This is a genomic window from Croceibacterium selenioxidans, from assembly GCF_018599195.1.
In the GTDB taxonomy this organism is placed as follows: domain Bacteria; phylum Pseudomonadota; class Alphaproteobacteria; order Sphingomonadales; family Sphingomonadaceae; genus Croceibacterium_A; species Croceibacterium_A selenioxidans.
This window is the reverse complement of the sequence record NZ_JAHFVK010000001.1, coordinates 641,542-666,409: the sequence shown is the minus strand read 5'-3', so window position 1 is coordinate 666,409 and position 24,868 is coordinate 641,542. Positions and strand designations below refer to the sequence as shown.

Genomic DNA, 24,868 nt, shown 5'->3' with positions numbered 1-24,868 from the left:
CCCCAATGGGTAACGAAGCGCAGAATTTCCTCCCCGAGCTTGCCGCTCAGGATGGCCCCCAGCCCGGGCCGAGCTGGGCCAACAAGCGCTGGCCGCTCGATGATGGCGGCGACCTGATCCAGGCGATGGACCCGACCGCGATGAAGCTCGCGGTCAAGGAAGCCGCAGCCAAGGCAGGCAAGCCGGCGGACGATGGGGCGATCGAGCGCGCTGCGGACGATTCCATCCGGGCGATGATGCTCGTGCGCACTTACCGGGTGCGCGGCCACCTTGCTGCCGATCTCGATCCGCTTGGCCTGACCAAGCACGAACTGCCGGAAGACCTGACGCCGGAGTATCACGGCTTCAGTGGCGAGGCGCTCGACCGACCGGTCTATCTCGGCGGCACGCTAGGATTCCAGTGGGGCACGGTGCGCCAGCTGGTCGAGACCCTGCGCAAGAACTACTGCGGCCACGTCGGCCTCGAATACATGCACATCGCCGATGTCGACGAACGCCGCTTCCTGCAGGAGCGTATCGAAGGCAAGGACAAGGTCATCACCTTCACGCCCGAGGGCAAGAAGGCGATCCTGGGCGCGGTCATCCGCGGCGAGGAGTACGAAAAGTTCCTCGGCAAGAAATACGTCGGCACCAAGCGCTTCGGCCTCGACGGCGGCGAGTCCATGATCCCGGCGCTCGAAGCCGTCATCAAGTACGGCGGCCAGCTCGGCGTGCGCGAGATCATCTACGGCATGGCCCACCGCGGCCGGTTGAACGTGCTCGCCAACGTGATGGCCAAGCCTTATCGCGTGATCTTCCACGAGTTTTCGGGCGGTACGGCCAACCCCGAAGACGTCGGCGGATCGGGCGACGTGAAGTATCACCTCGGCACGAGCACGGACCGCGAGTTCGACGGCGTGAAGGTTCATATGAGCCTGGTCCCGAATCCGAGCCACCTCGAAACGGTCGATCCGGTCGTACTCGGCAAGACCCGCGCGCAGCAGGCGATCCGCGACGATCTGACTCAGCATGAGCAGGTCCTGCCGGTGCTCATCCATGGCGATGCCGCCTTCGCCGGCCAGGGCATCGTGTGGGAGTGCCTCGGTTTCTCGGGCGTGCGCGGCTACAATACCGGCGGCTGTCTGCACTTCGTGATCAACAACCAGATCGGTTTCACCACGAGCCCGCAGTTCGCGCGTTCCAGCCCCTACCCCTCGGATGTCGCCAAGGGCGTTCAGGCGCCGATCCTGCACGTCAACGGCGACGATCCCGAAGCGGTGACTTTCGCCTGCAAGCTCGCGATCGAATATCGGCAGACGTTCCGCCGCGACATCGTGATCGACATGTGGTGCTATCGCCGCTTCGGGCACAACGAGGGCGACGAGCCGAGCTTCACTCAGCCGCTGATGTACGACCGCATCCGCAAGCATCAGCGCGTCAGCGAAATCTACGCCGATCGCCTGATCGCCGAAGGTGTGATCGACGGCCAGACCGCGCCGCACATGCGCTACGAGTTCGAAGGCCTGCTCAACGGCGAATTCGACGCGGGCAAGAGCTACAAGCCGAACGAGGCCGACTGGTTCGGCGGACGCTGGAGCGGGCTGCACAAGCCCGCCGACCCGGAAACCGCGCGCCGCAACGTCGAAACCGCGATCGACCGCAAGCTGTTCGACAGCCTCGGCCGCACGCTGACCACGGTTCCGGACGACCTGCAGATCCACAAGACGCTGGGCCGGGTGATCGAAGCCAAGCGGCTGATGTTCGAGACGGGCGAAGGCTTTGATTGGTCCACGGCCGAAGCGCTCGCCTTCGGCAGCCTGGTGACCGAAGGCTTCGGCGTTCGTTTGTCCGGCCAGGATTCGGGGCGCGGCACCTTTAGCCAGCGTCATGCGATCTGGGTCGACCAGCAGACCGAACGCAAGTTCATCCCGCTGTGCCAGTTGCCGCACGGCAAGTTCGAGGTCTACGACAGCCCGTTGAGCGAATACGGCGTGCTCGGCTTCGAATATGGCTTCGCTTCCGCCGATCCGAAGACGCTGGTGCTGTGGGAGGCTCAATTCGGCGACTTCGCCAACGGCGCCCAGATCATCATCGATCAGTATATTGCCGCGAGCGAGGCCAAGTGGCTGCGCGCCAACGGCCTGGTGCTGCTGTTGCCGCATGGTTTCGAAGGCCAGGGACCGGAACACTCGTCGGCCCGGCTGGAGCGCTTCCTGCAGCTTTGCGCCAACGACAATATCCAGGTGTGCAACATCACCAGCCCGGCCAATTACTTCCACGTGCTACGCCGGCAGATGTTGCGCTCGTTCCGCAAGCCGCTGGTGATCATGACGCCGAAGTCGCTTCTGCGCCACCCGATGGCCAAGAGCAGCGCCGACGAGTTCGTCGCCATGAGCCACTTCAAGCGCATCCTGTCAGACCGCAAGGACATCGCCGACGACAAGGTGCGGCGTCTGGTGTTGTGCAGCGGCAAGGTCGCCTACGACCTGATGGAAACGCGCGAGAAGGAACAGCTCGAGGACGTCTCCATCGTCCGTCTTGAGCAGCTCTATCCGTTCCCGGGCGAGCCGCTCGCCGCGCGGCTGGGGCGCATGAAGAACCTCAAGGAAGTCGTCTGGTGCCAGGAAGAGCCGAAGAACAACGGCGCCTGGTTCTTTGTGGACGGCCAGATCGAAGACGCGCTGACCGAGGCGGGGCACAAGGGCATGCGCCCAAGCTACGCCGGCCGCGACGCCTCGGCCTCGCCCGCCACGGGCTTGGCCAGCCGGCACAAGGAACAGCAGGACGCGCTCGTCGCCGAGGCGTTGGGCCTGTGACTGGAGCTGTGATTGGGATCAATTCTCGTCCGTTCGTGTCGAACGGACATTCGGACTTTGGGATGGTGCACGATGGCCGTTGAAGTGAAGGTCCCCACGCTCGGGGAATCGGTGACCGAAGCGACGATCGGGGAGTGGCTCAAGAAGCCCGGCGACCCGGTGAAGCTGGACGAGCCGATCGCGAGCCTCGAAACCGACAAGGTCGCGGTCGAAGTGCCCGCGCCCGTCGCGGGCGTGATGGGCGCCTACAAGGTCGAAGTCGGCGCTACCGTCGAGGTCGGCGCGGTGATCGCCACCATCGAAGACGCCCAGTCCGCCGGTGAGACGGTCCAGGTCGCCGAACGCGAGCAGCCGCAACCCGCCGACCAGGTCCCGCCCGCCCCGGCGGTGGCCCCCGCTCCCGCTACCGACGATCACGCCGATGGCGGCACCACCCTGTCTCCTGCGGTCCGTCGCGCGGTGCTTGAGCACGGCGTCGATCCGAGCGCGATCAAGGGCACGGGCAAGGACGGCCGCCTGACCAAGGAAGACGTGCTCGCGGCCGCCAAGGCCAAGAAGGACGAGCCCGCGCCATCGGTTTCCCAGGCCGCGCCCGCTCCAACCGCTACGGGTGAGCGCCGCGAAGAGCGGGTCAAGATGACCCGTCTGCGCCAGACCATCGCCCGCCGCCTCAAGGGCGCGCAGGAAGAAGCGGCGCTGCTGACGACCTTCAACGACTGCGACATGACCGCGGTGATCGAGGCGCGCGAGGCCTACAAGGACCTGTTCGCCAAGAAGCACGGGATCAAGCTCGGCTTCATGAGCTTCTTTGCCAAGGCCTCGTGCCTGGCGCTGAAGGACGTGCCTGCGGTCAATGCCAAGATCGAAGGCGACGAGATCGTCTACCACGACTACGTCGACATCTCGGTTGCGGTCAGCGCCCCGAACGGCCTGGTCGTGCCGGTGGTGCGCAACGTCGATGCTTTGAGCTTCGCCGAAGTCGAGCAAGCGATCGCGAGCTACGGCCAGAAGGCCAAGGACGGCACCCTGACCATGGCCGACATGAGCGGCGGCACCTTCACCATCTCCAACGGCGGCGTGTTCGGCAGTCTCATGTCGACTCCGATCATCAACCCGCCGCAGAGCGCCGTGCTCGGCCTCCACCGTATCGAAGACCGCCCGGTCGCCCGCAATGGCCAGGTCGTCATCCGCCCGATGATGTACCTCGCGCTGAGCTACGACCACCGCATCATCGACGGCCGGGAGGCGGTGACAGCGCTCAAGATCATCAAGGAAGCGATCGAGGATCCGATGCGCTTGCTGATCGACCTCTAAGGTTGTGCGGCGTTCGTGGTTCGACAGGCTCACCACGAACGGCAAGTATTACGGCAAACCCCATGCCGTTCGTCCTGAGCCTGTTGAAGGGCGAACCCGCGCCACGGAGGCCTCATGGCTGAATACGACTACGACGTGCTTGTCATCGGTTCCGGACCCGGCGGGTATGTCGCCGCGATCCGCGCGGCGCAGCTCGGGCTGAAGACCGCCTGCGCCGAAAGCCGCGAAACGCTTGGCGGCACTTGCCTCAACGTCGGGTGCATCCCGTCGAAGGCCATGCTCCACGCCTCGGAATACTTCGAGGCGGCAGCGGGCGGCGCGATGGCCAAGCTGGGTGTCGAAGTTACGCCCAAGCTCAATCTCGGCGCCATGCACGGCCAGCGGCTCGATGCGGTCAAGCAACTGACGGGCGGCATCGAGTACTTGTTCAAGAAGAACAAGGTCACCTGGGTGAAAGGCCTGGCGAAGTTCCAGAACGCCCACACGGTGGACGTCGGCGGACAGACTGTCACCGCGAAGAACGTGGTCATCGCCACCGGATCTTCGGTGACCCCGCTTCCGGGCGTGGAAGTTGACAATTCGAAAGGCGTGGTGGTGGATTCCACCGGGGCGCTCGAATTGGCTTCGGTCCCCAAGAAAATGGTGGTCATCGGCGGCGGCGTGATCGGTCTCGAGCTCGGCAGCGTGTGGCGCCGGCTTGGCTCAGAAGTTACCGTTGTCGAATTTTTGGACCAGCTTCTTCCCGGCATGGACGGCGAAGTCCGCAAGGAAGCGGCCAAGCTTTTCAAGAAGCAGGGCATGGACCTGCGGCTCTCGACCAAGGTCACCGGCGTGACCGTAAAGGGCAAGAAGGCTACTCTCACGCTCGAGCCCTCGGCAGGTGGCGCCAGCGAAACGCTCGAAGCCGACTGCGTGCTCGTCTCGATCGGCCGCCGGCCCAACACCGAAGGCCTGGGTCTCGAAGCCATCGGCCTCGAACTCAACAAACGCGGCCAGATCGAAACCGACCCTGACTTCCGCACCAAGGTGGACGGCGTCTGGGCCATCGGCGACGTAATCCCCGGCCCCATGCTCGCCCACAAGGCCGAGGACGAAGGCATCGCCGTGGCGGAGAACATCGCCGGGCAGACCGGCATCGTGAATCACGCGGTCATCCCGAGCGTGGTCTACACCATGCCTGAGATCGCCGGCGTGGGCCTGACCGAAGAGCAGGCCAAGGAAGCCGGGCACGAGGTCAAGATCGGCAAGTTCCCGATGCTCGCCAACAGCCGCGCGAAGACCAACCACGAGCCTGACGGCTTCGTTAAGGTCGTCGCCGATGCGAAGACCGACCGGGTTCTTGGTGTGTGGATCATCGCTTCGGTCGCCGGCACCATGATCGCACAGGCGGCGCAGGCGATGGAGTTTGGCGCCACCAGCGAAGATATTGCTTACACCTGCCACGCCCACCCGACGCATTCGGAAGCACTGAAGGAAGCGGCGATGGCGGTACAGGGCAAACCAATCCATATTTGAGGGACCGGCACGCGCAATGAGAAAGGCCGGCCTCTGGATTATACTTGGCATGGCGAGCGCGCTGACCGCCGCTCCCTCTGCGCAGGCCCAGCCGGCCGACCTTGCGGCTGCTCGGGTCCAGCTCGACGCGCTGCTCGACCGTTCCTATCTTGAGCTCGAGGCGCTCTACCAGGATATCCACGCGCATCCCGAACTGGCGATGCACGAAACCCGCACCGCGGCACTGCTCGCCAACCAGTTACGGTCTGCGGGCTTCGAAGTGACCGAAGGGGTCGGTGGCACCGGCGTCGTCGGTGTGTTCCGCAACGGCGAAGGCCCGACAATTCTGGTCCGCACCGAGTTGGACGGTCTGCCAATGGAGGAAAAGACCGGCCTCCCCTACGCCAGCCGCACGAAGCAGAGCTTCGAAGGTGTCGAAACCTTTACCGCTCATAGTTGCGGGCATGACATCCACATGGCCTGGTGGGTCGGCGCCGCGAAGGCGCTGGTGGCGATGAAGGACAGTTGGAGGGGAACCCTGCTGTTCATCGGCCAACCCGCCGAGGAGAGCCTGGGCGGCGCTCGCGCCATGCTTGCCGATGGGTTGTTCGAACGATTTCCTAAACCGAACTTCGCCTTCGCTGCCCATGTCAGCAATGAGCCCGCCGGAACGATCTACTTGCGCTCCGGACCGGCGGGTGCCGCCTCGGACAGCTACGAAATCACCTTCCACGGCCGCGGCGGCCATGGCTCGATGCCGAGCGCGACAATCGATCCGATCACGATGGGCGCGCACTTCGTGAACGATGTGCAGACCGTCATCAGCCGCGAAAAGGATGCCGCTGCTTTCGGCGTGCTGACGATCGGCGCGTTCCAGTCGGGTACGGTTGCCAACATCATCCCGGACGATGCAGTGCTCAAGGTCAACATGCGTTCGCACTCGCCCGAAGTGCGTTCATTGCTGACCGAGGGAATGACGCGCACCGCCAAGGCCGTGGCAACAATGGCCCGGGCCGAAGAGCCGACCATCAATTATCTCGGCGGGACCGCAGCGCTGATCAACGATGCCGGCATGGTGCGACAGGCAGAGGCGGTGCTGAAACCGCTTTACGGCGACCAGGTGCAACTTGTGTCCCCGACCGCTCCCCCTGTCTCCGCTAGCGAGGACTTTTCGGAGTTCGTCTCCGCAGGCGTGCCGTCGCTGTTCTTTGGCATAGGCGGCTATGACCCGGAACTGATCGCGCAGGCTCGTGCCGACGGCAAGCCCCTGCCGGTCAACCACTCGCCCTTCTTTGCGCCGCGTCCCGATCCCACCATTCGCTCGGGTGTTAGCGCCATCGTCATGGCTATCGTCGGCGGCGTGGGCCGCGAGACTGCTGTCCCTGGAAACACTCAATGACCCTGCGCCCGTTCCACCTCGCGTTCCCGGTCCACGATCTGGAAGCCGCCCGCGCCTTCTGGGGCGGGGTGATCGGGTGTCCCGAGGGACGAAGCAGCAACGAGTGGATCGACTTCGACTTCTACGGCCACCAGATCGTCGCGCATTTGTCCGGAGTCACGGGCGACGCTGCCTCCAATCCCGTCGATGGCCACGATGTGCCCGTACCGCACTTCGGCATCGTGTTGACGCTGGACGATTGGCAGGCGCTCGCCGACCGCCTCACCGCCGCCGGTACGGAGTTTGTGATCGCACCGCACATCCGCTTCAAAGGTCAGCCGGGCGAGCAGGCGACGATGTTCTTCCGCGATCCTAGCGGCAACGCGATCGAGATGAAGGCTTTCGCCGATCTGGGACAGCTTTTCGCCAAGGATTGACCCACAGCCCGGGCTTGCTAAGCCCCTGGCGTGAGCAAGCTCATCTTCTGCACTCAAGCCGCGGGCCGCCAACAGGCGGTATCGCGGGTGTGCGTGCGGACGGTCCGCGGGTAAAATCCCGCCCCTCCCAGCCTCACCCGGCCCCACCTGGCCGGACAGCAAACCGGTCGGACCTTCCCGAACAGGAACGACCCCAATGACTTCCCTATACTCCGAATCCGATATCGAGCGCATCGCCGCAGGCGTGCTCGATCGGACGCACCCTTATGCCGAGTGGACCCACGCCGCGCATTTCGCCGCCGCCCTCTGGCTGCTGCGCCATCCCGACGTGCTTCTGAAGCATGGCGGCATGGGTCCGATTATCCGCGGCTATAACGAGGCCGTAGGCGTGTCCAACACGCAGACGCGCGGCTATCACGCGACGATCACCATCGCCTCACTGCGCGCGACGGCGAATTACCTGGCCGAAGCGGGCTCCGATGCCGCGCTGGCGCCTATCCTCGAGCGCCTGCTCGCCAGTCCGCTGGGAGAATCCCGGTGGCTCGTCCCCTATTGGAGCGAGGCGAGGTTGATGAGCCGTCTCGCCCGACGCGAATGGGTCGAGCCCGATCGGCTGCCGCTGCCCTTTCCGCCGATCGCGCCCGAGTTGCTGGCGGATCGCGCCATCCCGGAGTAACTCCTCGCAATGGCACGGCAACGCATCATGCAGCGCTTCGCACGCTGGCACATCTGGCTCGGCTGGCTCGTCGGCATTCCGATCCTGATGTGGACCGTGACCGGGCTCTACATGGCCGCCCGGCCGATCGAGGACGTCCGCGGGGATCAGCTGCGCGCCGAGCAGGCCTCGATTAACCCGGCGACGGTCAGCTTTCCTTCGAAGCTGGGCGAACCGATCCGCGCAGCGCGCCTCGTCTCTCTGCCGAGTGGGCCCGCCTGGGTCATCACGTCCGCCGAAGGAAGCGTTTGGCGGTATTCAGCAGACGGGAGCGCGGCCCTGTCCCCGGTGGTCAAGGACGAAGCCGGCAGGATCGCCGATACGGCCTACGCCGGGAAAGCGGCTCGGCAGGCCGTAACCTATTTCCCGCCAGGCGAGGCCCCGAACGATGCGCGTTCCAAGGCGGCGGTGTGGCAAGCGACTTATGCCGACGGAACGCGTGTCTATATCGACGATACCACCGGCGAGGTGCTTGCGCTGCGCACGCCGCAATGGCGTCTCTATGACGTGATGTGGGGCCTGCACATCATGGACCTTCAGACCCGCGAGAATGCGCATCATCCGATCCTGATTGTGTTCGCCGCGCTTTCCGTCATGGGAGCGGCGCTCGGCTGCACACTATTGTTCCGGCGACGCAAGGCCCGGGTCAAGGCATGACACCGCCCCCTGCCCTGCCCCCGCTGCTCGATCTCACCGGCATAGCGGTCTTCGCCCTCAGCGGCGCTTTGCTTGCCGCCAAGATGCGGCAGACGATTGTCTCGGTGGTGTTCTTCGCGCTGGTGACAGGTGTTGGCGGGGGCTCGGTGCGCGACCTCCTGATCGACGCGCCGGTGTTCTGGGTGCGCGATCCGTGGGTGGCGCCGGTTATCCTGATGATCGCGTTCATCACCTGGTTCACACCGAGCCGCTGGTGGGAGGGCAAGATGCTCGACTGGGCCGATGCGGTCGGCCTGGCGGTCTATTCGGTTTTGGGGACGGCCAAGGCTCTGGCCTATGGCGTGGCGCCGGTGCCGGCGATCCTGATGGGCGTAATTACCGGTTGTGTCGGCGGCATCATTCGCGACGTACTGGCGGGCCGGCCCTCGATCCTCATGCGGCCCGAACTCTACGTCACCGCCGCGGCGCTATCGGCCACGATGTGCGCCTTGGGTACTCTCGCCGGGCTGCCATTGTTCACCGTGTGGGCCATTGCCGCCGTGGCCGGCTTCTGCCTGCGTGGCGCGGCTCTGATCTGGAATATCGAACTACCCGCCTACTCGCGCGATCCCTAGGCGTGTCCCACAACGCAAACGGCCCGGGCTCATCGCCCGGGCCGCCTGTCGCGGTCCTTTGGGGAGGGGATTACCCGAGGCCGCGGATGCCGTTGTAGTCGAGGTCGACGACTTGGCCGTAGCGTACCTTGCAGGTGAAGCTGCCGGCGTCATAACCGCGGTAGTTGTTGTTCCACCCGCGGTAATCACCGTTCCAGCCGCGACCGTAGACCGCATCGCCGCGGCGCCAGTCACGTCCCGCGGTGTTCACCGCAATGCGACCCTTGACCGTGTAGCCGTCCCGCTTGCGATCGATATTGCGGATATCGGTCACCTGCGAGTTGCCACGATAAGAGCGGTTGGCGCCACGCTCCGCGGCATTGACGCACTGCTCGACGGCCTGGCGCGGATTTCCGGCGCGGGCGTAGCGGTTGTCGTAACCACGATCGTAGCGGCCATAGTCGCCGCCGTCGTAGCGATTGTAGCGATCGTTGTCGCGACCCACCGCACTCGCCACCGCGGCAATGCCGCCAATGATCAGCGCACCAGCGATGATATCTCCGGCATCGATGCCGTCATTATCGCGATGGTTGCGCGACTGCGCTTGTGCAGGAACAGTCGCGGTCACCGCCATCGCGCCAGCCGCGATAGTTCCGACCAAGGCTTTGGAAATGGACGTCATGGTCTGCTCCTCTCAACTCTCGAAGGGACTCGATGTCCCTTGCCGAGTCAGGAGCTATCACTGGCGCGATATGCGATGCCTGAATGTCGCTGACAGATATTGTTCAGCTTTCAACTTTGTTTTCTGAACATCACTGCGGAGCTGTAAGCCCGGCCCACTTGCCGAGGAACGCCAGAATGTCGGAAGCTTCCTCGATCGCCTTGTCCGTCGGCTTGCCCGAACCGTGGCCCGCGCGGGTTTCGATCCGGATGAGGTGCGGCTTGTCGCCGAGATCGGCAGCCTGGAGCGCAGCGGTGTACTTGAAGCTATGCCCCGGCACCACACGGTCGTCGGTGTCGGCCGTCGTGACGATGACCGCCGGGTATTCCGTGCCCGAACGGATGTTGTGGTAGGGCGAATAGGTGCGCAGGACTTTGAAGTCCGCTTCCCGGTCCGGGTAGCCATAGTCGTCTACCCAGTAGCGTCCGGCAGTCCAGCGGTCGAAACGCAGCATGTCCATCACCCCGACCTGCGCATTTCCTGCCGCGAATAGGTCCGGCCGCTGATTGACCACTGCGCCCACCAGGAGACCGCCGTTAGAACCGCCCTGCACGGCGACCTGGCTGGCCACGTTCTCAGCCTTGAGGAATTCGGCCGCGGCGATGAAGTCGTCGAACACGTTCTGCTTGTTGTTCAGACGGCCGCCGTCATGCCAGGCCTTGCCGTATTCACCACCGCCCCGAATGTTGGCGAGCGCGAACACCCCGCCCGCCTCGATCCAGGCAAGGCGCGAAGGTGCAAAGGATGGTGTCAGCGAGACATCGAACCCGCCGTAGCCGTAGAGCAACGTGGGCGCCGGGCCAGTCACGTCCTTGCGGCGGACTATGAACACCGGCACGCGAGTGCCGTCCCTAGAGGCGTAGAACCGCTGTTCGACCACAATGCTCTCGGGATCGAACTTGAGTTCCGGCTGCGCGAAGACCGAGCTTTCGCCAGTTGCGACGTTGAGACGGTAGATCGTCGCCGGTCGGTTGAAGCTGGAAAAGCTGTAGAAGGTCTCCGGATCCCCTGGCTTGCCGGTAAACCCTGAAACCGAACCGAGCCCCGTCAGCTCAACCGGAGCCAGTTCCTTGCCGCTGAGGTCGAAGGTGCGTGCAAGAGCTGTCGCGTCCTTGAGGTAAGACAGCACCAGGCGGTCGCCGACGATCGACGCACCATCAATCGGCTGCTCCTTCTCGGGGACGATCTCGGCCCAGTCGCTTGCCGGATTGTCGAGGTCGACCGAAACGACGCGATAACGCGGCGCGCCTTTGTTCGTGGAGAACCACAGTCGCCCGCCGACGCCGTCGACAAGGTTCCAGGCGTTGTCGAAGCCGGTCACCAGCTCGCGCGCAGCCCAGCCCTGGGTATCGCGCGCCGCGAGATCGATAGCGCGCACCTCGTAGCGGGCGTCCGTGCCGACCGAGGTCGTGATGATGGCCCAGCGCCCATCGCTCGTAACGGTGGCGCTGTGGTTGTAGTCGCGGTTGGCCGGCGTCGAGTACACCAGTTGGTCCTCGCTCTGCGGCGTGCCGAGGCGGTGGAAGTAGACCGCCTGGTCATAGTTCAGCGCCTGAAAGTCCTGCCCTTGCTCGGGCTCCGGAAAGCGCGAGTATAGGAAACCTTCTTCGCCGACCCAGGCCAGGTCGGTGAACTTGGCCCAGCGGACCTCTTCGTTCAGCTGCTGGCCGGTGGCCACGTCGAGCACCCGGATGATACGCCAGTCGCTGCCGCCGTCCTGCACGCTGTAGAGAACCTTCGAACCATTCGGCGAGGCGCGCCAGGCGTCGAGAGCGGTCGCGCCGTCGTTCGCCCAGGTGTTGGGATCGATCAGCAGCCGCGGCTCCGCCTCCAATCCTTCCCGCACATACAGCGGGGACTGGTTCTGCAGACCCGAATTGCGGGTGTAAAAGTAGCGGTTACCGCGCTTCACCGGCGTCGAGAAACGCTCAAAGTCATAGAGCTGACCGATCCGCTGCTTGAACCAATCGCGCATCGGCAGCTTGGCCAGATAAGTGCCGGTTAGCGCATTCTGTCGCTCCACCCAGTCGGCTACCTCGGCATCATTGCGCACATCGTTTTCGAGCCAGCGGTAGGGGTCAGCGATCTGTTCGCCGAAGAGGGTCTCCACCACGTCATCGCGGCGGGTTTCAGGGTATTGTGGAGCGGTCATGTCCTGGGCCTGCAAGGGAACGGAAAGAACAACGGCGGCGAATGCCGTGACGACAACAGGAAGACGCATCAAGGGGCTCCAGAAATGCAAAAGGCGGCTGCGATCGTAACAATCGCAACCGCCTTTGCAAATTACGGGATGAACCGGAGCCTTACGCTTCTTCCAGTTCCTCGTTCAACACCGGACCGCTGTCCTGGCCCTTGGCGTCGACGTCGCGGTCAACGAGCTCGATGATCGCGATCGGGGCGGCGTCGCTGGCGCGGATGCCCGCCTTGATGATGCGGGTGTAGCCGCCTTCACGGTCGGCGTAGCGAGCCGCGAGAACCTCGAACAGCTTCTTCTCTTGCGCTTCGTCGAGAATGCGCGCGTGCGCCAGACGACGGTTCGAAAGGCCGCCATGCTTGGCCAGCGTGATCAGCTTCTCGACGTAGGGACGCAGTTCCTTCGCCTTCGGCGTGGTGGTCTGGATCTGCTCGTGCTTGATAAGGGCCGCTGCCATGTTGCGCAGAAGGGCGGCGCGATGGCCGGACTTGCGCTGCAGCTTGCGGCCGCCGTGACCGTGACGCATTTCTTGTACTCCGTTCGTAGGGGGCCCGTGTCAGGTAGCCCGATCCAGGCGGCAGTCAGGGTCGCCGCCCAATAACCCGTAAACCCTCCCCGAGCGAACCCGGGGAGGTCCATTCTTAACCCAGCAGCTCTTGTTCGAGCTTCTTGGCCATCTCTTCGATGTTCTCAGGCGGCCAGCCCGGGATGTCCATGCCGAGGCGCAGGCCCATGCTGGACAGCACTTCCTTGATCTCGTTGAGCGACTTGCGGCCGAAGTTCGGCGTGCGCAGCATCTCGGCTTCGGTCTTCTGGACCAGGTCGCCGATGTAGATGATGTTGTCGTTCTTGAGGCAGTTGGCCGAACGGACCGACAGCTCGAGTTCGTCGACCTTCTTGAGAAGGTAACGGTTGAGCTGATTGGCGTCGCTCTCTTCCGGCTGCGCGGCCACACCGATCATCGGGCTGGACGGCTGCGGAATGCCTTCTTCGAAGTGGACGAACAGCGTCAGCTGGTCCTGGAGTATGCGCGCGGCATAGGCCACGGCGTCTTCCGGGGTGACGGTGCCGTCGGTCTCGACCGTGATCGACAGCTTGTCATAGTCGAGTTCCTGCCCGACGCGGGCGTTGTCGACCTTGTAGCTGACCTGGCGGATCGGCGAGTAGAGCGAGTCGATCGGGATCAGGCCGATCGGCGCGTCGACCGGACGGTTCGACACAGCGGGGACATAACCCTTACCGGTGTCGGCGGTCAGCTCCATGTTGAGCGTCGCGCCTTCGTCGAGGTGGCAAATCACGAGGTCCTTGTTGAGGACTTCGATGTCGCCCGAAACGGCGATGTCACCGGCAGTGACTTCGGCCGGGCCGGTGGCGGAAAGCTGAAGCCGCTTCGGGCCTTCGCCTTCCATCCTGAGGGCGATCTGCTTCACGTTGAGGACGATGTCGGTCACGTCCTCGCGCACGCCGGCGAGCGACGAGAACTCGTGCAGCACGTTCTCGATGCGGATCGAGGTGATTGCCGCGCCCTGAAGGCTCGACAAGAGCACGCGCCGCAGCGCGTTACCGAGCGTCAAGCCAAAACCGCGCTCGAGCGGCTCGGCCACGAAAGTCGCCTTGCGCTTCGCGTCGCCGCCGCTCTTGATGTCGAGGCTGTTGGGTTTCTTGAGTTCCTGCCAGTTCTTGGTGTTGACGGACATGGACTTCCCCTAAAGGTGTTTCGGGTGGAACGGCCTTGGAGCGCTGGGAGCTCCGCGGCCGATCCGAATTCAAATGACGGCCCTAAGGCCGCCAGCAGGTTCGATCAGACGCGGCGACGCTTGGACGGCCGGACCCCGTTGTGCGGGATCGGGGTCACATCGCGGATGGATGTGATGGTGAAGCCGACTGCCTGCAAGGCCCGGAGCGCGCTTTCGCGACCCGAACCCGGCCCCTTGATCTCCACTTCCAGCGTACGGACGCCGTGCTCGGCGGCCTTCTTGCCGGCATCGTCCGCGGCGACCTGGGCGGCATAGGGAGTCGACTTGCGGCTGCCCTTGAAGCCCATCATGCCGGCGCTGGACCAGCTGATCGCATTGCCCTGCGCGTCGGTGATGGTGATCATGGTGTTATTGAAGCTGGCGTTCACGTGAGCGACGCCGCTGGTGATATTCTTGCGCTCCCGCCTTTTGATGCGCTGGGGTTCGCGTGCCATGGTTCGTGTCCTGTCCTAATCCTGAGAGAGTAAGCTGCTGCCTTAAGGGCGCGCTTACTTCTTCTTGCCGGCGATCGGCTTGGCCTTGCCCTTGCGGGTACGGGCGTTGGTATGCGTGCGCTGTCCGCGAACGGGCAGGCCCTTGCGATGACGCAGGCCGCGGTAGCAGGCCAGGTCCATCAGGCGCTTGATGTTCATCGCGGTGTCGCGACGCAGGTCGCCTTCCACGGTGTAGTCAGCGTCGATGGTTTCGCGGATCTGCAGCACTTCGGCATCCGAAAGATCCTGGACGCGGCGGCTATGATCGATGCCCAGCTTGTCGGCGATCTTCTTCGCCGTGGTCGGGCCAATACCATGGATGTAGGTCAGCGCGACGATCACGCGCTTGTTGGTGGGGAGGTTTACCCCGGCAATACGAGCCACTTAATTCTCCATGCTCCACAGAGGGCCGGAGCCCCCTATCTCATCGCTTTTGCTCATCTACACTGGCTGGGTATTGCTCCAATGGCAATAAGTCCGGTTGGACAAGCACCTGGCCCGCCTGCCGAACTGCCCCTGCAAGTGTCGAATGAGCGGCGCGCTTACGGCGAATCGCTCTCGCCGTCAACAGCGAAACGCGCGCAGGACCGGATCGGCCGCATAACGCAGGCCTCCAGCCCGATTTCACGCTCTCGCCTACAACAAAACGGCGGTCCCGTCAAAAATTAGCCGTTCGCGTCAGCCGGTTTTTCCGAGGCGCTCGCCGAGCCGCTGGAGCTGTTCGCCGACCACCCCGTCGGCCACCGGCGCCATCTCGGTCATTGAGGGACGCATATAGCCCCCCACGGCATAGTCGAATGCAATCCGCGTTCCCTGTCCCTCGGGCTTGAGAGTGACCGTCAGCACGCCGGACACGGCCTCTGACTGTAGCGGGCCAAGCCCCCCGCTCAGGCGCAAGGCAGAATAGGGGGAAATATACACGACCCGCATGTGCTCGATCTCGCCATCGGGTGCGCCCTTTCCCGGCACTCGCTCGCAAAAGCACCCGCCGGCCGCAGCGTTCATCGTCATGTTCGCGGCGTCGCCGGAATAAGTGTGCGAGCTGTTCCACCATTGCGAAGGACGGATCAGCACCGCCCAAGCCTGTTCCGGCGAGACCGGGACCAGCACTTCGTTGTGCGAAACGAAGCCGGCTTCACTCGACGCGGCCACCTCCGCCACAACCGACCCGGGGGTCGCCAGGCTCAACGACGCCGGCAAGAGAAATAGGAAAAGGCGCATGGGTCACCTCCTTGCCGGAGGATGACCCAGACAGTGCCGCGGTTCAATCCGCGTCGAGAATAGCCCCAATAGCGCCGGAAACTTCGTCGATCGGAGCCATCCCGTTGACGCGCGTCACAAGGCCGCGGGCTTCGTAATAGGGCAGGATCGGTGCGGTCTTGGCGCGGTACTCGCCCATGCGGGTGCGGACGGTCTCTTCGTTGTCGTCGGCGCGGCGCTTGAACTCATGCCCGCCGCACTTATCGCAAGTACCTTCGACTTTCGGACGCTCGAACCTGTCGTGATAGCCCTTGCCGCAGGTGGCGCAGGTGTAGCGGCCGACGATGCGTTCGACCAAGGCGTCCTCATCCACTCCCAACTCGATCACGCGGTCGAGCTTTCGACCGCGACCGGCGAGAATGGCATCGAGCGTTTCGGCCTGAGCCGCGGTGCGAGGATAGCCGTCAAAGATGACTCCGGTCGCTGGATCGAGGCTAGCGAGCTTCTCGTCGATCATCGCCGTTACGATCTCATCGGAAACAAGCGCCCCCGAATCCATGACCTCTGCGACCTGACGGCCGAGCGGTGTGTCCGCCTTGCGGGTTTCGCGAAGCATGTCGCCAGTCGAAAGCTGAACCATGCCGCGGCCTTCGACCAGGCGCTGGGCTTGTGTACCCTTGCCTGCCCCCGGCGGGCCAAGAAGAATGATGTTCACTACGCTCCCCCGTTTGCACCGTCCTGGCCAGGACGGAAGCTCCGCGCCCCTTTTAGCGCAAGCGGCCCTTCAGCTTGGCCTTCTTGATAAGGTCACCGTACTGGTGCGCAAGCAGGTGCGACTGGATCTGGCTGATCGTGTCGACCGTGACGTTGACCACGATCAGCAGGCTGGTGCCGCCGAGGAACAGCGGAATGCCCGTCTGCGCGATCATGTACTCCGGCAGCACACAGACCACCGTCAGGTAGATCGCACCGATCACGGTGATGCGCGTCAGCACATAATCGAGATATTCCGCGGTACGCTTGCCGGGACGGATGCCGGGGATGAACCCGCCATTCTTCTTGAGGTTCTCGGCCGTCTCTTCCGGATTGAAGACGACTGCCGTGTAGAAGAAACAGAAGAAGATGATGCCCGTGGCGTAGAGCGCCAGATACAGGGGCTGCCCGTGTTGCAGGTACTGGTTCAGAGTCTGGATCACGCCGTAGAACGCGCTGCTGGTGCTGACCGAGTTTCCGGCGAACTGGCTGATGGTCAGCGGCAGCAACAACAGCGAGCTGGCAAAGATCGGCGGAATGACGCCAGCGGTGTTGAGTTTGAGCGGCAGATGGCTGCGATCGGCCTGCATCATCCCGCGCGCGCTCGCTCGCTTCGGATACTGCACCAATAATCGCCGCTGCGCCCGCTCCATAAAGCAGATCCCCAGCACCAGAGCGATGATCATCACGAACAGGGCCACGATCACGAACACGTTGATCGAACCCGTACGCCCACCTTCGAACAGGTTGGCGATGAATGTCGGGAACTGGGCGACGATGCCCGCCATGATGATCAGCGAAACGCCATTGCCGATGCCGCGGCTGGTGATTTGCTCACCGAGCCAGAGCAGGAACATGGTCCCGCCGACGAGGTTGATGACAGCAACGACGCGGAACATCAGGCCAGGATTGACCACAGCCTGCAGGCCGCTCTGCGCACCGTAGGCCTCGAGCCCCGCGGCCAGGAACCAGCCCTGGATCGCGCAGAGGAACACCGCGCCATAGCGGGTGTACTGGTTGAGCTTCTTGCGCCCTGCCTCGCCCTCTTTCTTGAGGGCGACCAGCGAGGGATGCAGGGCTGCCGCCAGCTGCACCACGATGGACGCGGTAATGTAAGGCATGACGCCGAGCGCGATGAGACTCATGCGCTCCAGGCTGCCGCCCGAGAATGTGTTGAACAGATCGAGGATGCCGCCGCGAGTCTGGTCGTAGAGCGACTCCAGGATCAGCGGGTTCACACCCGGAAGCGGGACGAAGCTCAGGAACCGGAACACGATCAGCGCGCCGATCGTAAACCAGATTCGCTGCTTGAGCTCGGTCGCCTTGGAGAAATTGGCGAGACTGAGATTGCTCGCGATATTGTCCGCGCGTGATGCCATGAGTCGTAAAATGCCTTGCCTGGCTGGGCGAAAGTTGCCCGGGCCCCCTCTTCAGGTCAGCCCATATAGGTGCCGGATGGGGATGCAAGAACCCCCACCCGGCAATTCCTACTGGATTATTTGGCGGACGCCTTCTTCGCGGTGCCCTTCTTGGCCGCCGCGAGGGCTGCCGGGTCCTTGGCGACGATCACTTCGACCGAGCCGCCGGCCTTCTCGACCGCGGCCAGAGCGCCCTTCGACGCGCCGTTGACCTTGAACTGGACCTTGGTGCTGAGCTCACCCTTACCGAGCAGACGCACACCGTCCTTACCGCCGCGGGCGACACCGGCCGCCTTCAGCGCTTCGTGGTCGACGAGTTTCTTGGCATCGAGCTTGCCTTCTTCGATCAGCTTCTGGACCTGGCCGATGTTGACCTCAGCATAGTCCTTGCCGAACGGGTTGTTGAAGCCGCGCTTCGGCAAGCGCATGTGCAGCGGCATCTGGCCGCCTTCGAAGCCCTTGATCGAGACGCCCGAACGGCTCTTCTGGCCCTTCTGGCCACGGCCGCCGGTCTTGCCCTTGCCCGAGCCGATGCCACGACCGACGCGGATGCGCTCCTTGCGGGCACCGGGATTGTCGCGGATGTCGTTAAGTTTCATGTCGTTTGCACTCGCTTTCGCTTGATTCGCGCTGATGGGAAGCGGCGCCCGTAGCCGAGGCCACCCGGTTTGTCACCCCTCTGAGGTCATCCGCATACGACGCGAGCAACCCGAAGTGATCCTTTCATACAAAAAGGCCCCGGCATTGATGCCAGGGCCTTCATGTTGTTAGTTGGCGACCGGCTTAGCCGATCACTTCGACCATGTGCGGCAGCTTCGCGATCGCGCCGCGGACCTCGGGGGTATCCTCGAGCTCCACCACGCGGTGCATCTTGCCCAGACCCAGACCGATAAGGGTCTGCTTCTGCGACTCCGGCCGACGGATCGGCGAACCGATCTGCTTGATCTTGATCTTCGCCATCGTTCTTACTCCGCGATCGCTGCGGCTTCGGCTTCCGCCTCAGCCTCGCTCGCGCCGCCGCGACCCAGCAGGTCGGCGACCTTCTTGCCACGACGCTGGGCAACCGACTTCGGCGAAGTCTGGGTGGCCAGCGCGTCGAAGGTGGCGCGGATCATGTTGTAGGGGTTGGAAGTGCCGATCGACTTGGTGACGACGTCGGCGACGCCCAGGCTCTCGAAGACGGCGCGCATCGGGCCGCCAGCGATGATGCCGGTACCGGCCGGAGCCGAACGCACGTTCACGTGACCGGCGCCGAACTTGCCCAGGCCGTCGTGATGCAGCGTGCGGCCTTCCTTGAGCGGAACGCGGATCATCTTCTTCTTGGCAGCAGCCGTCGCCTTGGTGATAGCCTCGGGAACTTCACGAGCCTTGCCGTGACCGAAGCCCACGCGGCCCTTGCCGTCGCCGACCACGACCAGCGCGGCGAAACCGAAGCGCTTGCCGCCCTTCACGGTCTTCGACACGCGGTTGATGTGGACCAGCTTCTCGATCAGCTCGTCGCCTTCCTCCTCGCGACGGTCATCACGACGGCCACGACCGCGGCCGCGGCCGCCATCACGGTCACCGCCCCGATCACGACCGCCGCGGCCGCCACGGCCCCGACCTTCGCGCTGCTCGGGAGCACTGGTGGTGGCCTCTACGGCCTCGACGGTTTCCACCGCCGTGTTTTCCTGGTTGGTCTCGTCAGCCATCATCAGAACTCCAGCCCGCCTTCGCGGGCGGCATCGGCCAGCGCCTTGACGCGGCCATGGAACAGGTAGCCGCCGCGATCGAACACGACAGCGGTCACGCCCGCCTTCTTGGCAGCGGCGGCGATGTCCTTGCCAACCTGAACAGCGGCATCGACATTGGCCCCGGCGGTCTTCGCGCCCAGCGTCGAGGCGGCAGCCACGGTGCGGCCCTCCGCATCGTCGATGATCTGCGCGTAGATGTGCCGGCCGGTACGGTGGACCGAGAGCCGCGGACGGAGGCCCGAGCGCTTACGAAGCGCAGTACGGACCCGGCGACGGCGGCGTGCGAACAGGGATAGCTTTGCCATCTTACTTCTTCTTCCCTTCCTTGCGGAAGATGTACTCGCCGCGATACTTGATGCCCTTGCCCTTGTACGGCTCGGGCTTCCGCCAGCGGCGGATCTCGGCGGCGAACTGGCCAACGGCCTGCTTGTCGATGCCGCTGATCTCTACGGTCGTCTGGTCCGGGGTCTTCACCTCCAGACCTTCCGGCACGTCCAGCTCAACGTCGTGGCTATAGCCGAGCTGGAGCTTGAGCTTGTTGCCCTGCGCCGCAGCACGGTAGCCGACACCGGTGATTTCGAGCACCTTCGAAAAACCTCCGGTGACGCCCTCGACCAGGTTCGACACGAGCGTGCGCTGCATGCCCCAGTGGCTGCGAGCAGCCTTGCTGTCGTTGGCCGGATGGACCGAAATCGAACCGTCCTCGAGCTTGTAGCTGACGAGGTCAGACAGTCCCAGGGTCAGGGTTCCCTTCGGACCCTTAACGCTGAGCGCGCCATTCTCGATAGCGGCAGTGACCCCGCTCGGGATCGCTACCGGCTTTTTGCCGATGCGGCTCATCAGAACACCTCCGCCAGCACTTCGCCACCGACGTTCTGGGCGCGAGCCTCGGCATCCGAGAGCACGCCGCGCGGCGTCGAGACGATGGTGATGCCAAGGCCATTGCGCACCGTGGGGAGCTCCTTGCTGCCCGAATAGATGCGGCGGCCCGGCTTCGAAACGCGAGCGACGTGCTTGATCGCCGGTTCGCCTTCGAAGTACTTCAGTTCAATCCGCAGCGCCGGGTGCTTGCCGGTGGTGTCCTCGGAGTAGCCGCGGATGTAACCTTCGCGCTGGAGCACTTCCAGAACGTTGGCACGCAGCTTGGACGCCGGCGAAAGGACGGTGTCCTTCTTCGCCTGCTGGCCGTTACGGATACGGGTGAGCATATCACCCAGGGGATCGGTCAATGCCATCTCGTCAGATCCTCACCAGCTCGACTTGGTCAGACCGGGAATCAGGCCCTTGTTGCCCAGATTCCGGATCTCGATCCTGTTGAGGCCGAACTTGCGATAAACGCCGCGGGGGCGGCCAGTGGTGGCGCAGCGGTTGCGCACACGGGTCGGGTTGCCGTTACGCGGAATCTCCGCGAGCTTGAGGCGTGCGATCAGACGTTCGCCGTCATCCAGCGCCTCGTCGTCGGCAATAGCCTTCAGCTTCGCGTACTTGGCCGCGTACTTCTTGACGAGCTTCTTACGACGCTCGTTCTTGTTGATCGAACTCAGTTTCGCCATGGACTTAAGCTCTCCTGAGGCGGCTTATGCCGCCTCCTTCTCTTCAGCCTGCTCGGCCGGGAACGGGAAACCGAAAAGACGAAGCAGCTCGCGCGCTTCCTCATCGGTCTTAGCGGTGGTGGTGACGATGATGTCCATGCCACGCACCTTCTCAATCTTGTCGTAGCTGATCTCGGGGAACACGATCTGTTCCTTGAGACCCATCGCATAGTTGCCACGACCATCGAACGACTTCGGGTTCAGACCACGGAAGTCGCGGATGCGGGGCATGGCGATGGTCACGAGCCGGTCGACGAATTCGAACATGCGATCGCTGCGCAGGGTCACCTTGCAACCGATCGGCATGCCTTCACGCAGCTTGAACTGCGCGATCGACTTCTTCGCCTTCGTGATGACCGGCTTCTGACCGGCAATCAGCTCCATTTCTTCGGCCGCAACCTGGACCTTCTTCTTGTCCTGGCTGGCTTCGCCAACGCCCATGTTGAGCGTGACCTTCTCCAGCTTCGGAACCTGAAGCGGGTTGGTGTAGCCGAACTTCTCAGTCATCGCCTTGGCGATGCGCTCGTCATAGGCCTTCTTGAGGCGCGGGACGTACTTGTCAGCCATCGATCTTTTCCCCGGATTTGACGGCCACGCGCACCTTCTTGCCGTCACGCTCTTCAAAGCGGACGCGGGTGGGCTTGCCGTCCTTGGGATCGGCAATGGCGACCTTGCTGATCGCCATCGGAGCGGGCGAGCGGTCGATGCCGCCCTGCGGATTCGCCTGGCTCGGCTTGCGGTGACGGACGGCGACATTCACGCCATCGACCACGACCTTGCCGTCCTTCGGCAGAACCTGGCTAACGGTACCGGTACGGCCCTTGTCCTTGCCGGACAGGACCACGACCTGGTCACCCTTCTTGATCTTCGCGGCGGCCATTACAGCACCTCCGGAGCAAGCGAGATGATCTTCATGAAGCCCTTCGAGCGCAGCTCGCGCACGACCGGGCCGAAGATACGGGTGCCGATCGGCTCCTCGTTCTTGTTCACGAGAACCGCGGCGTTGGTGTCGAAGCGGATCACGCTGCCGTCGGGGCGGCGCACATCCTTGCGGGTACGAACGATCACCGCACGGTGAACGTCACCCTTCTTCACGCGAGCGCGCGGCTGCGCCTCCTTGACGGAGACGACGATCACGTCGCCGACGCCCGCGGTACGACGCTTCGACCCGCCCAGCACCTTAATGCACTGAACGCGCTTAGCGCCGCTGTTGTCCGCGACGTCGAGATTGGACTGCATCTGGATCATCGATCCGGTTCCTTCTCACTGGCTTGCCGGAACGAGTCCGGCAGTTCCAAATCCTGTCCCCGCCGAAACGGGGCCCAACTCAGTTGCCCGCTGCTTCGACCTCGAGGTCAGCCTCGATCGCCACGCCCTTGCCGGCCTGGACACGATCGAGAACGCGCCACGTCTTGGTCTTGGAGATCGGACGCGTCTCCTCGATCCGGACGGTGTCGCCGGGCTTGTACTCATTCGCTTCGTCGTGAGCGTGATACTTCTTCGAGCGGCGGATGATCTTCCCGTAAAGCGGGTGCTTTTCCTTGCGCTCGACCTTCACGGTCACGGTCTTGTCGGTCTTGTCGGAGACGACGGTCCCGACCAGGATGCGTTTCGGCATCGTCTAGCTCCTTACGCCTTCACAGCCGAGCTAGAACGCTCGGTCTGCAAGGTCTTGATCTGCGCGATCGCACGGCGGACTTCCTTGATCCGCGCGGGACGCTCGAGCTGGTTGGTCGCGGCCTGGAAACGCAGGTTGAACTGCTCGCGCTTCAGTTCGACGAGCTGGTCGGCCAGCTGATCGTCGGTCTTGGTGCGCAGGTCCTCGAACTTATTCTGGGCCATCATTCGCCTCCCAGGTGCGAGCTGTCGCCGAGACGGGCGACAACCTTGGTCTTGATCGGCAGCTTCATAGCCGCGCGCTCAAAGGCTTCAGCCGCGAGCGGACCGGGCACGCCGTCGAGCTCGAACAGGATGCGGCCCGGCTTAACGCGAGCTGCCCAGTATTCGATGGCGCCCTTGCCCTTACCCTGACGGACTTCGGCCGGCTTCTTCGACACCGGAACGTCAGGGAACACGCGGATCCACAGACGGCCCTGGCGCTTGATGTGGCGAGTGATCGCGCGGCGAGCCGCTTCGATCTGGCGCGCGGTGATCCGCTCCGGTTCCATGGCCTTGAGGCCATAGGACCCGAAGTTGAGCGCCGTGCCGCCCTTCGCGTCACCGCTGATGCGGCCCTTGAAGGCCTTGCGGAACTTGGTCTTTTTCGGTTGCAACATGGTCTGTTACTCAGCTCAGCGGGCCGGGCGGACGCCGGAGGTTTGAGCCTCCATCATCAGCCGGTCCTGCGCCATCGGATCGTGGCCGAGGATCTCGCCCTTGAAGATCCAGCACTTGATGCCGATGATCCCGTAGGCGGTGAGCGCCTCGGCTTCGGCATAATCGACGTTCGCACGCAGCGTGTGCAGCGGCACGCGGCCTTCGCGATACCACTCGACACGGGCGATTTCGGCACCGCCGAGACGTCCTGCGCAAGTGATACGAATGCCTTCCGCGCCGAGACGCAAAGCGGACTGCACGGCGCGCTTCATCGCGCGGCGGAAAGCCACGCGGCGAACCAGCTGGTCAGCCACACCCTGAGCGACAAGCTTGGCGTCGATCTCCGGCTTGCGGATCTCGACGATGTTCAGCTTTACTTCGCTGTCGGTCATCGTGGCCAGCTTCGAACGAAGCTTCTCGATGTCCGCGCCCTTCTTGCCGATGATGACACCGGGACGCGCAGCGTAGATCGAAATGCGGCACAGCTTGGCCGGACGCTCGATCACCACCTTCGAGATCGCTGCCTGCGGCAGGGTCGCGATGATGTACTTGCGCAGCTCAATGTCTTCCTTGAGCAGCTGGCTGTAGTTGCGCCCTTCGGCGTACCACCGGCTGTCCCAGGTACGGTTGATCTGCAGGCGCAGGCCGATCGGATTGCTCTTCTGACCCATCTTAAGCCTCTTCTTCCTGCTCGCGCACGACGATCCGCAGCCGGCTGAACGGCTTGAGGATGCGCGTGGACTTGCCACGGCCGCGCGTTGCGAAACGCTTCATGGTGATCGACTTGCCAACGCTCGCCTCGGCAACGACGAGAGCGTCGACGTCGAGGTTGTGGTTGTTCTCGGCATTGGCGATCGCGCTGGCGAGCACCTTGCGGGCGTCGACGGCCATGGCCTTGGTCGAGAAGCTGAGAATGTTCAGCGCCTCTTCCGCCTTGCGGCCACGGATCAGCGCAGCGACGAGGTTGAGCTTCTGGGCGGAACCACGAATGGTGGTGCCGACCGCCAGCGCCTCGTTATCGGCTACGCGGCGGGGAGCTTTCTGCTTGCTCATCAGCGCTTACCCTTCTTGTCGCCAGCGTGACCCGGGAAGTTGCGCGTGGGCGAAAACTCACCGAGCTTGTGACCAACCATGTCCTCGTTGACGGACACCGGAATGAACTTCTGGCCATTGTAGACGTTGAAGGTCAGGCCGACGAACTGCGGCAGGATCGTGCTGCGGCGCGACCAGGTCTTGATCGGCGCGCGGGCACCCTTGTCCTGAGCCTCTTCTGCCTTCTTCAGCAGCTGCAGTTCGACGAACGGACCTTTCCAGACGGAACGAGCCAT

The 24,868-nt window shown here is 63.8% G+C and carries 33 protein-coding genes; 8 read left to right on the top strand and 25 right to left on the bottom strand.

The features are described from left to right. The first annotated feature begins 5 nt into the window (after positions 1-5). The 8 genes from KK137_RS03320 to KK137_RS03285 all read left to right on the top strand — a co-directional run bounded on the left by KK137_RS03320 (position 6) and on the right by KK137_RS03285 (position 9,404). Positions 6-2,795: a 2-oxoglutarate dehydrogenase E1 component gene (locus KK137_RS03320; RefSeq protein ID WP_214534616.1), complete on the top strand. Its 2,790-nt coding sequence runs from the start codon at positions 6-8 to the stop codon at positions 2,793-2,795. A 72-nt stretch (positions 2,796-2,867) separates the two neighbouring features. Beyond that, positions 2,868-4,109, top strand: coding sequence for a 2-oxoglutarate dehydrogenase complex dihydrolipoyllysine-residue succinyltransferase (gene odhB, locus KK137_RS03315; RefSeq protein WP_214534615.1), 1,242 nt, complete (start codon positions 2,868-2,870; stop codon positions 4,107-4,109). A 114-nt stretch (positions 4,110-4,223) separates the two neighbouring features. Then, complete coding sequence (gene lpdA, locus KK137_RS03310; RefSeq protein WP_214534614.1) at positions 4,224-5,624, top strand: dihydrolipoyl dehydrogenase; 1,401 nt, start codon at positions 4,224-4,226, stop codon at positions 5,622-5,624. A gap of 16 nt (positions 5,625-5,640) precedes the next feature. Further along, positions 5,641-7,002: an amidohydrolase gene (locus KK137_RS03305; RefSeq protein WP_214534613.1), complete on the top strand. Its 1,362-nt coding sequence runs from the start codon at positions 5,641-5,643 to the stop codon at positions 7,000-7,002. After that, entirely contained in the window at positions 6,999-7,418 is a 420-nt protein-coding gene (locus KK137_RS03300; protein ID WP_214534612.1) for a VOC family protein, read from the top strand. Before KK137_RS03305 ends, KK137_RS03300 begins: the two co-directional genes overlap by 4 nt. Positions 7,419-7,614: 196 nt before the next feature. After that, positions 7,615-8,094, top strand: coding sequence for a hypothetical protein (locus KK137_RS03295; protein ID WP_214534611.1), 480 nt, complete (start codon positions 7,615-7,617; stop codon positions 8,092-8,094). 9 nt (positions 8,095-8,103) lie between these two features. Further along, a complete protein-coding gene (locus tag KK137_RS03290; RefSeq protein WP_214534610.1) occupies positions 8,104-8,790 on the top strand; it encodes a PepSY-associated TM helix domain-containing protein in 687 nt (228 codons plus the stop codon). Then, positions 8,787-9,404 carry a trimeric intracellular cation channel family protein gene (locus KK137_RS03285; protein WP_214534609.1) on the top strand — a complete coding sequence of 206 codons (618 nt, stop codon included), beginning with the start codon at positions 8,787-8,789 and terminating at the stop codon, positions 9,402-9,404. The genes KK137_RS03290 and KK137_RS03285 overlap by 4 nt, the downstream gene beginning before the upstream one ends. Positions 9,405-9,474: 70 nt before the next feature. Here the strand turns inward: KK137_RS03285 and KK137_RS03280 are convergent, their stop codons facing one another. From KK137_RS03280 to rpsS, 25 genes are all read right to left on the bottom strand, one after another. Next, positions 9,475-10,065, bottom strand: coding sequence for a hypothetical protein (locus KK137_RS03280; protein ID WP_214534608.1), 591 nt, complete (start codon positions 10,063-10,065; stop codon positions 9,475-9,477). Between the two features lie 130 nt (positions 10,066-10,195). Then, complete coding sequence (locus KK137_RS03275) at positions 10,196-12,325, bottom strand: prolyl oligopeptidase family serine peptidase (protein ID WP_214534607.1); 2,130 nt, start codon at positions 12,323-12,325, stop codon at positions 10,196-10,198. Positions 12,326-12,407: 82 nt separating this feature from the next. Further along, complete coding sequence (rplQ, locus tag KK137_RS03270; RefSeq protein ID WP_214534606.1) at positions 12,408-12,824, bottom strand: 50S ribosomal protein L17; 417 nt, start codon at positions 12,822-12,824, stop codon at positions 12,408-12,410. A 115-nt stretch (positions 12,825-12,939) separates the two neighbouring features. After that, positions 12,940-13,995: a DNA-directed RNA polymerase subunit alpha gene (locus KK137_RS03265; protein ID WP_214534605.1), complete on the bottom strand. Its 1,056-nt coding sequence runs from the start codon at positions 13,993-13,995 to the stop codon at positions 12,940-12,942. A 104-nt stretch (positions 13,996-14,099) separates the two neighbouring features. Then, positions 14,100-14,489: a 30S ribosomal protein S11 gene (rpsK, locus tag KK137_RS03260; RefSeq protein ID WP_214534604.1), complete on the bottom strand. Its 390-nt coding sequence runs from the start codon at positions 14,487-14,489 to the stop codon at positions 14,100-14,102. A 54-nt stretch (positions 14,490-14,543) separates the two neighbouring features. Continuing rightward, positions 14,544-14,912, bottom strand: a complete 369-nt coding sequence (gene rpsM, locus KK137_RS03255; protein ID WP_214534603.1) for a 30S ribosomal protein S13 — start codon at positions 14,910-14,912, stop codon at positions 14,544-14,546. Positions 14,913-15,206: 294 nt separating this feature from the next. After that, a complete protein-coding gene (locus KK137_RS03250) occupies positions 15,207-15,749 on the bottom strand; it encodes an SRPBCC family protein (RefSeq protein ID WP_214534602.1) in 543 nt (180 codons plus the stop codon). Positions 15,750-15,792: 43 nt separating this feature from the next. Next, positions 15,793-16,443, bottom strand: coding sequence for an adenylate kinase (locus tag KK137_RS03245; protein ID WP_214534601.1), 651 nt, complete (start codon positions 16,441-16,443; stop codon positions 15,793-15,795). A 52-nt stretch (positions 16,444-16,495) separates the two neighbouring features. Further along, entirely contained in the window at positions 16,496-17,860 is a 1,365-nt protein-coding gene (gene secY / locus KK137_RS03240; protein WP_214534600.1) for a preprotein translocase subunit SecY, read from the bottom strand. A 116-nt stretch (positions 17,861-17,976) separates the two neighbouring features. Beyond that, the gene (rplO, locus tag KK137_RS03235; RefSeq protein WP_214534599.1) at positions 17,977-18,498 is read right to left on the bottom strand and encodes a 50S ribosomal protein L15; all 522 of its coding nucleotides are present in this window, start codon (positions 18,496-18,498) and stop codon (positions 17,977-17,979) included. A gap of 184 nt (positions 18,499-18,682) precedes the next feature. After that, positions 18,683-18,859 (bottom strand): 50S ribosomal protein L30, encoded by a 177-nt coding sequence (gene rpmD / locus KK137_RS03230; RefSeq protein WP_055918055.1) that lies wholly within the window; start codon positions 18,857-18,859, stop codon positions 18,683-18,685. A 5-nt stretch (positions 18,860-18,864) separates the two neighbouring features. Further along, positions 18,865-19,590: a 30S ribosomal protein S5 gene (gene rpsE / locus KK137_RS03225; RefSeq protein WP_250893561.1), complete on the bottom strand. Its 726-nt coding sequence runs from the start codon at positions 19,588-19,590 to the stop codon at positions 18,865-18,867. Between the two features lie 2 nt (positions 19,591-19,592). Next, positions 19,593-19,937, bottom strand: a complete 345-nt coding sequence (gene rplR / locus KK137_RS03220; RefSeq protein ID WP_214534598.1) for a 50S ribosomal protein L18 — start codon at positions 19,935-19,937, stop codon at positions 19,593-19,595. Position 19,938: 1 nt separating this feature from the next. Beyond that, positions 19,939-20,472, bottom strand: a complete 534-nt coding sequence (gene rplF, locus KK137_RS03215; RefSeq protein ID WP_214534597.1) for a 50S ribosomal protein L6 — start codon at positions 20,470-20,472, stop codon at positions 19,939-19,941. Continuing rightward, positions 20,472-20,867: a 30S ribosomal protein S8 gene (gene rpsH / locus KK137_RS03210; protein ID WP_214534596.1), complete on the bottom strand. Its 396-nt coding sequence runs from the start codon at positions 20,865-20,867 to the stop codon at positions 20,472-20,474. The genes rplF and rpsH overlap by 1 nt, the downstream gene beginning before the upstream one ends. A gap of 12 nt (positions 20,868-20,879) precedes the next feature. Continuing rightward, positions 20,880-21,185 (bottom strand): 30S ribosomal protein S14, encoded by a 306-nt coding sequence (rpsN, locus tag KK137_RS03205; RefSeq protein WP_214534595.1) that lies wholly within the window; start codon positions 21,183-21,185, stop codon positions 20,880-20,882. 24 nt (positions 21,186-21,209) lie between these two features. Continuing rightward, positions 21,210-21,791 (bottom strand): 50S ribosomal protein L5, encoded by a 582-nt coding sequence (gene rplE, locus KK137_RS03200; protein ID WP_214534594.1) that lies wholly within the window; start codon positions 21,789-21,791, stop codon positions 21,210-21,212. Next, positions 21,784-22,104: a 50S ribosomal protein L24 gene (gene rplX, locus KK137_RS03195; protein WP_214534593.1), complete on the bottom strand. Its 321-nt coding sequence runs from the start codon at positions 22,102-22,104 to the stop codon at positions 21,784-21,786. The genes rplE and rplX overlap by 8 nt, the downstream gene beginning before the upstream one ends. Next, positions 22,104-22,472 (bottom strand): 50S ribosomal protein L14, encoded by a 369-nt coding sequence (gene rplN, locus KK137_RS03190; protein ID WP_214534592.1) that lies wholly within the window; start codon positions 22,470-22,472, stop codon positions 22,104-22,106. Before rplN ends, rplX begins: the two co-directional genes overlap by 1 nt. Positions 22,473-22,551: 79 nt before the next feature. Then, complete coding sequence (rpsQ, locus tag KK137_RS03185) at positions 22,552-22,842, bottom strand: 30S ribosomal protein S17 (protein WP_214534591.1); 291 nt, start codon at positions 22,840-22,842, stop codon at positions 22,552-22,554. Between the two features lie 11 nt (positions 22,843-22,853). Beyond that, positions 22,854-23,066, bottom strand: a complete 213-nt coding sequence (rpmC, locus tag KK137_RS03180) for a 50S ribosomal protein L29 (protein WP_420829310.1) — start codon at positions 23,064-23,066, stop codon at positions 22,854-22,856. Beyond that, complete coding sequence (rplP, locus tag KK137_RS03175) at positions 23,066-23,500, bottom strand: 50S ribosomal protein L16 (RefSeq protein WP_214534589.1); 435 nt, start codon at positions 23,498-23,500, stop codon at positions 23,066-23,068. Before rplP ends, rpmC begins: the two co-directional genes overlap by 1 nt. Positions 23,501-23,515: 15 nt before the next feature. After that, positions 23,516-24,211: a 30S ribosomal protein S3 gene (gene rpsC / locus KK137_RS03170; protein WP_214534588.1), complete on the bottom strand. Its 696-nt coding sequence runs from the start codon at positions 24,209-24,211 to the stop codon at positions 23,516-23,518. Position 24,212: 1 nt separating this feature from the next. Next, positions 24,213-24,593, bottom strand: coding sequence for a 50S ribosomal protein L22 (rplV, locus tag KK137_RS03165; protein ID WP_214534587.1), 381 nt, complete (start codon positions 24,591-24,593; stop codon positions 24,213-24,215). Beyond that, entirely contained in the window at positions 24,593-24,868 is a 276-nt protein-coding gene (rpsS, locus tag KK137_RS03160; RefSeq protein ID WP_055918013.1) for a 30S ribosomal protein S19, read from the bottom strand. Before rpsS ends, rplV begins: the two co-directional genes overlap by 1 nt.

Coding starts and splice junctions, on each gene's coding strand:
- KK137_RS03320 (WP_214534616.1), top strand. CDS start 6: ATGGGTAACGAAGCGCAGAATTTCCTCCCCGAGCTTGCCGCTCAGGAT.
- odhB (WP_214534615.1), top strand. CDS start 2,868: ATGGCCGTTGAAGTGAAGGTCCCCACGCTCGGGGAATCGGTGACCGAA.
- lpdA (WP_214534614.1), top strand. CDS start 4,224: ATGGCTGAATACGACTACGACGTGCTTGTCATCGGTTCCGGACCCGGC.
- KK137_RS03305 (WP_214534613.1), top strand. CDS start 5,641: ATGAGAAAGGCCGGCCTCTGGATTATACTTGGCATGGCGAGCGCGCTG.
- KK137_RS03300 (WP_214534612.1), top strand. CDS start 6,999: ATGACCCTGCGCCCGTTCCACCTCGCGTTCCCGGTCCACGATCTGGAA.
- KK137_RS03295 (WP_214534611.1), top strand. CDS start 7,615: ATGACTTCCCTATACTCCGAATCCGATATCGAGCGCATCGCCGCAGGC.
- KK137_RS03290 (WP_214534610.1), top strand. CDS start 8,104: ATGGCACGGCAACGCATCATGCAGCGCTTCGCACGCTGGCACATCTGG.
- KK137_RS03285 (WP_214534609.1), top strand. CDS start 8,787: ATGACACCGCCCCCTGCCCTGCCCCCGCTGCTCGATCTCACCGGCATA.
- KK137_RS03280 (WP_214534608.1), bottom strand. CDS start 10,065: ATGACGTCCATTTCCAAAGCCTTGGTCGGAACTATCGCGGCTGGCGCG.
- KK137_RS03275 (WP_214534607.1), bottom strand. CDS start 12,325: ATGCGTCTTCCTGTTGTCGTCACGGCATTCGCCGCCGTTGTTCTTTCC.
- rplQ (WP_214534606.1), bottom strand. CDS start 12,824: ATGCGTCACGGTCACGGCGGCCGCAAGCTGCAGCGCAAGTCCGGCCAT.
- KK137_RS03265 (WP_214534605.1), bottom strand. CDS start 13,995: ATGTCCGTCAACACCAAGAACTGGCAGGAACTCAAGAAACCCAACAGC.
- rpsK (WP_214534604.1), bottom strand. CDS start 14,489: ATGGCACGCGAACCCCAGCGCATCAAAAGGCGGGAGCGCAAGAATATC.
- KK137_RS03250 (WP_214534602.1), bottom strand. CDS start 15,749: ATGCGCCTTTTCCTATTTCTCTTGCCGGCGTCGTTGAGCCTGGCGACC.
- secY (WP_214534600.1), bottom strand. CDS start 17,860: ATGGCATCACGCGCGGACAATATCGCGAGCAATCTCAGTCTCGCCAAT.
- rplO (WP_214534599.1), bottom strand. CDS start 18,498: ATGAAACTTAACGACATCCGCGACAATCCCGGTGCCCGCAAGGAGCGC.
- rpmD (WP_055918055.1), bottom strand. CDS start 18,859: ATGGCGAAGATCAAGATCAAGCAGATCGGTTCGCCGATCCGTCGGCCG.
- rpsE (WP_250893561.1), bottom strand. CDS start 19,590: ATGGCTGACGAGACCAACCAGGAAAACACGGCGGTGGAAACCGTCGAG.
- rplR (WP_214534598.1), bottom strand. CDS start 19,937: ATGGCAAAGCTATCCCTGTTCGCACGCCGCCGTCGCCGGGTCCGTACT.
- rplF (WP_214534597.1), bottom strand. CDS start 20,472: ATGAGCCGCATCGGCAAAAAGCCGGTAGCGATCCCGAGCGGGGTCACT.
- rpsH (WP_214534596.1), bottom strand. CDS start 20,867: ATGGCATTGACCGATCCCCTGGGTGATATGCTCACCCGTATCCGTAAC.
- rpsN (WP_214534595.1), bottom strand. CDS start 21,185: ATGGCGAAACTGAGTTCGATCAACAAGAACGAGCGTCGTAAGAAGCTC.
- rplE (WP_214534594.1), bottom strand. CDS start 21,791: ATGGCTGACAAGTACGTCCCGCGCCTCAAGAAGGCCTATGACGAGCGC.
- rplX (WP_214534593.1), bottom strand. CDS start 22,104: ATGGCCGCCGCGAAGATCAAGAAGGGTGACCAGGTCGTGGTCCTGTCC.
- rplN (WP_214534592.1), bottom strand. CDS start 22,472: ATGATCCAGATGCAGTCCAATCTCGACGTCGCGGACAACAGCGGCGCT.
- rpsQ (WP_214534591.1), bottom strand. CDS start 22,842: ATGCCGAAACGCATCCTGGTCGGGACCGTCGTCTCCGACAAGACCGAC.
- rpmC (WP_420829310.1), bottom strand. CDS start 23,066: ATGGCCCAGAATAAGTTCGAGGACCTGCGCACCAAGACCGACGATCAG.
- rplP (WP_214534589.1), bottom strand. CDS start 23,500: ATGTTGCAACCGAAAAAGACCAAGTTCCGCAAGGCCTTCAAGGGCCGC.
- rpsC (WP_214534588.1), bottom strand. CDS start 24,211: ATGGGTCAGAAGAGCAATCCGATCGGCCTGCGCCTGCAGATCAACCGT.
- rplV (WP_214534587.1), bottom strand. CDS start 24,593: ATGAGCAAGCAGAAAGCTCCCCGCCGCGTAGCCGATAACGAGGCGCTG.
- rpsS (WP_055918013.1), bottom strand. CDS start 24,868: ATGGCTCGTTCCGTCTGGAAAGGTCCGTTCGTCGAACTGCAGCTGCTG.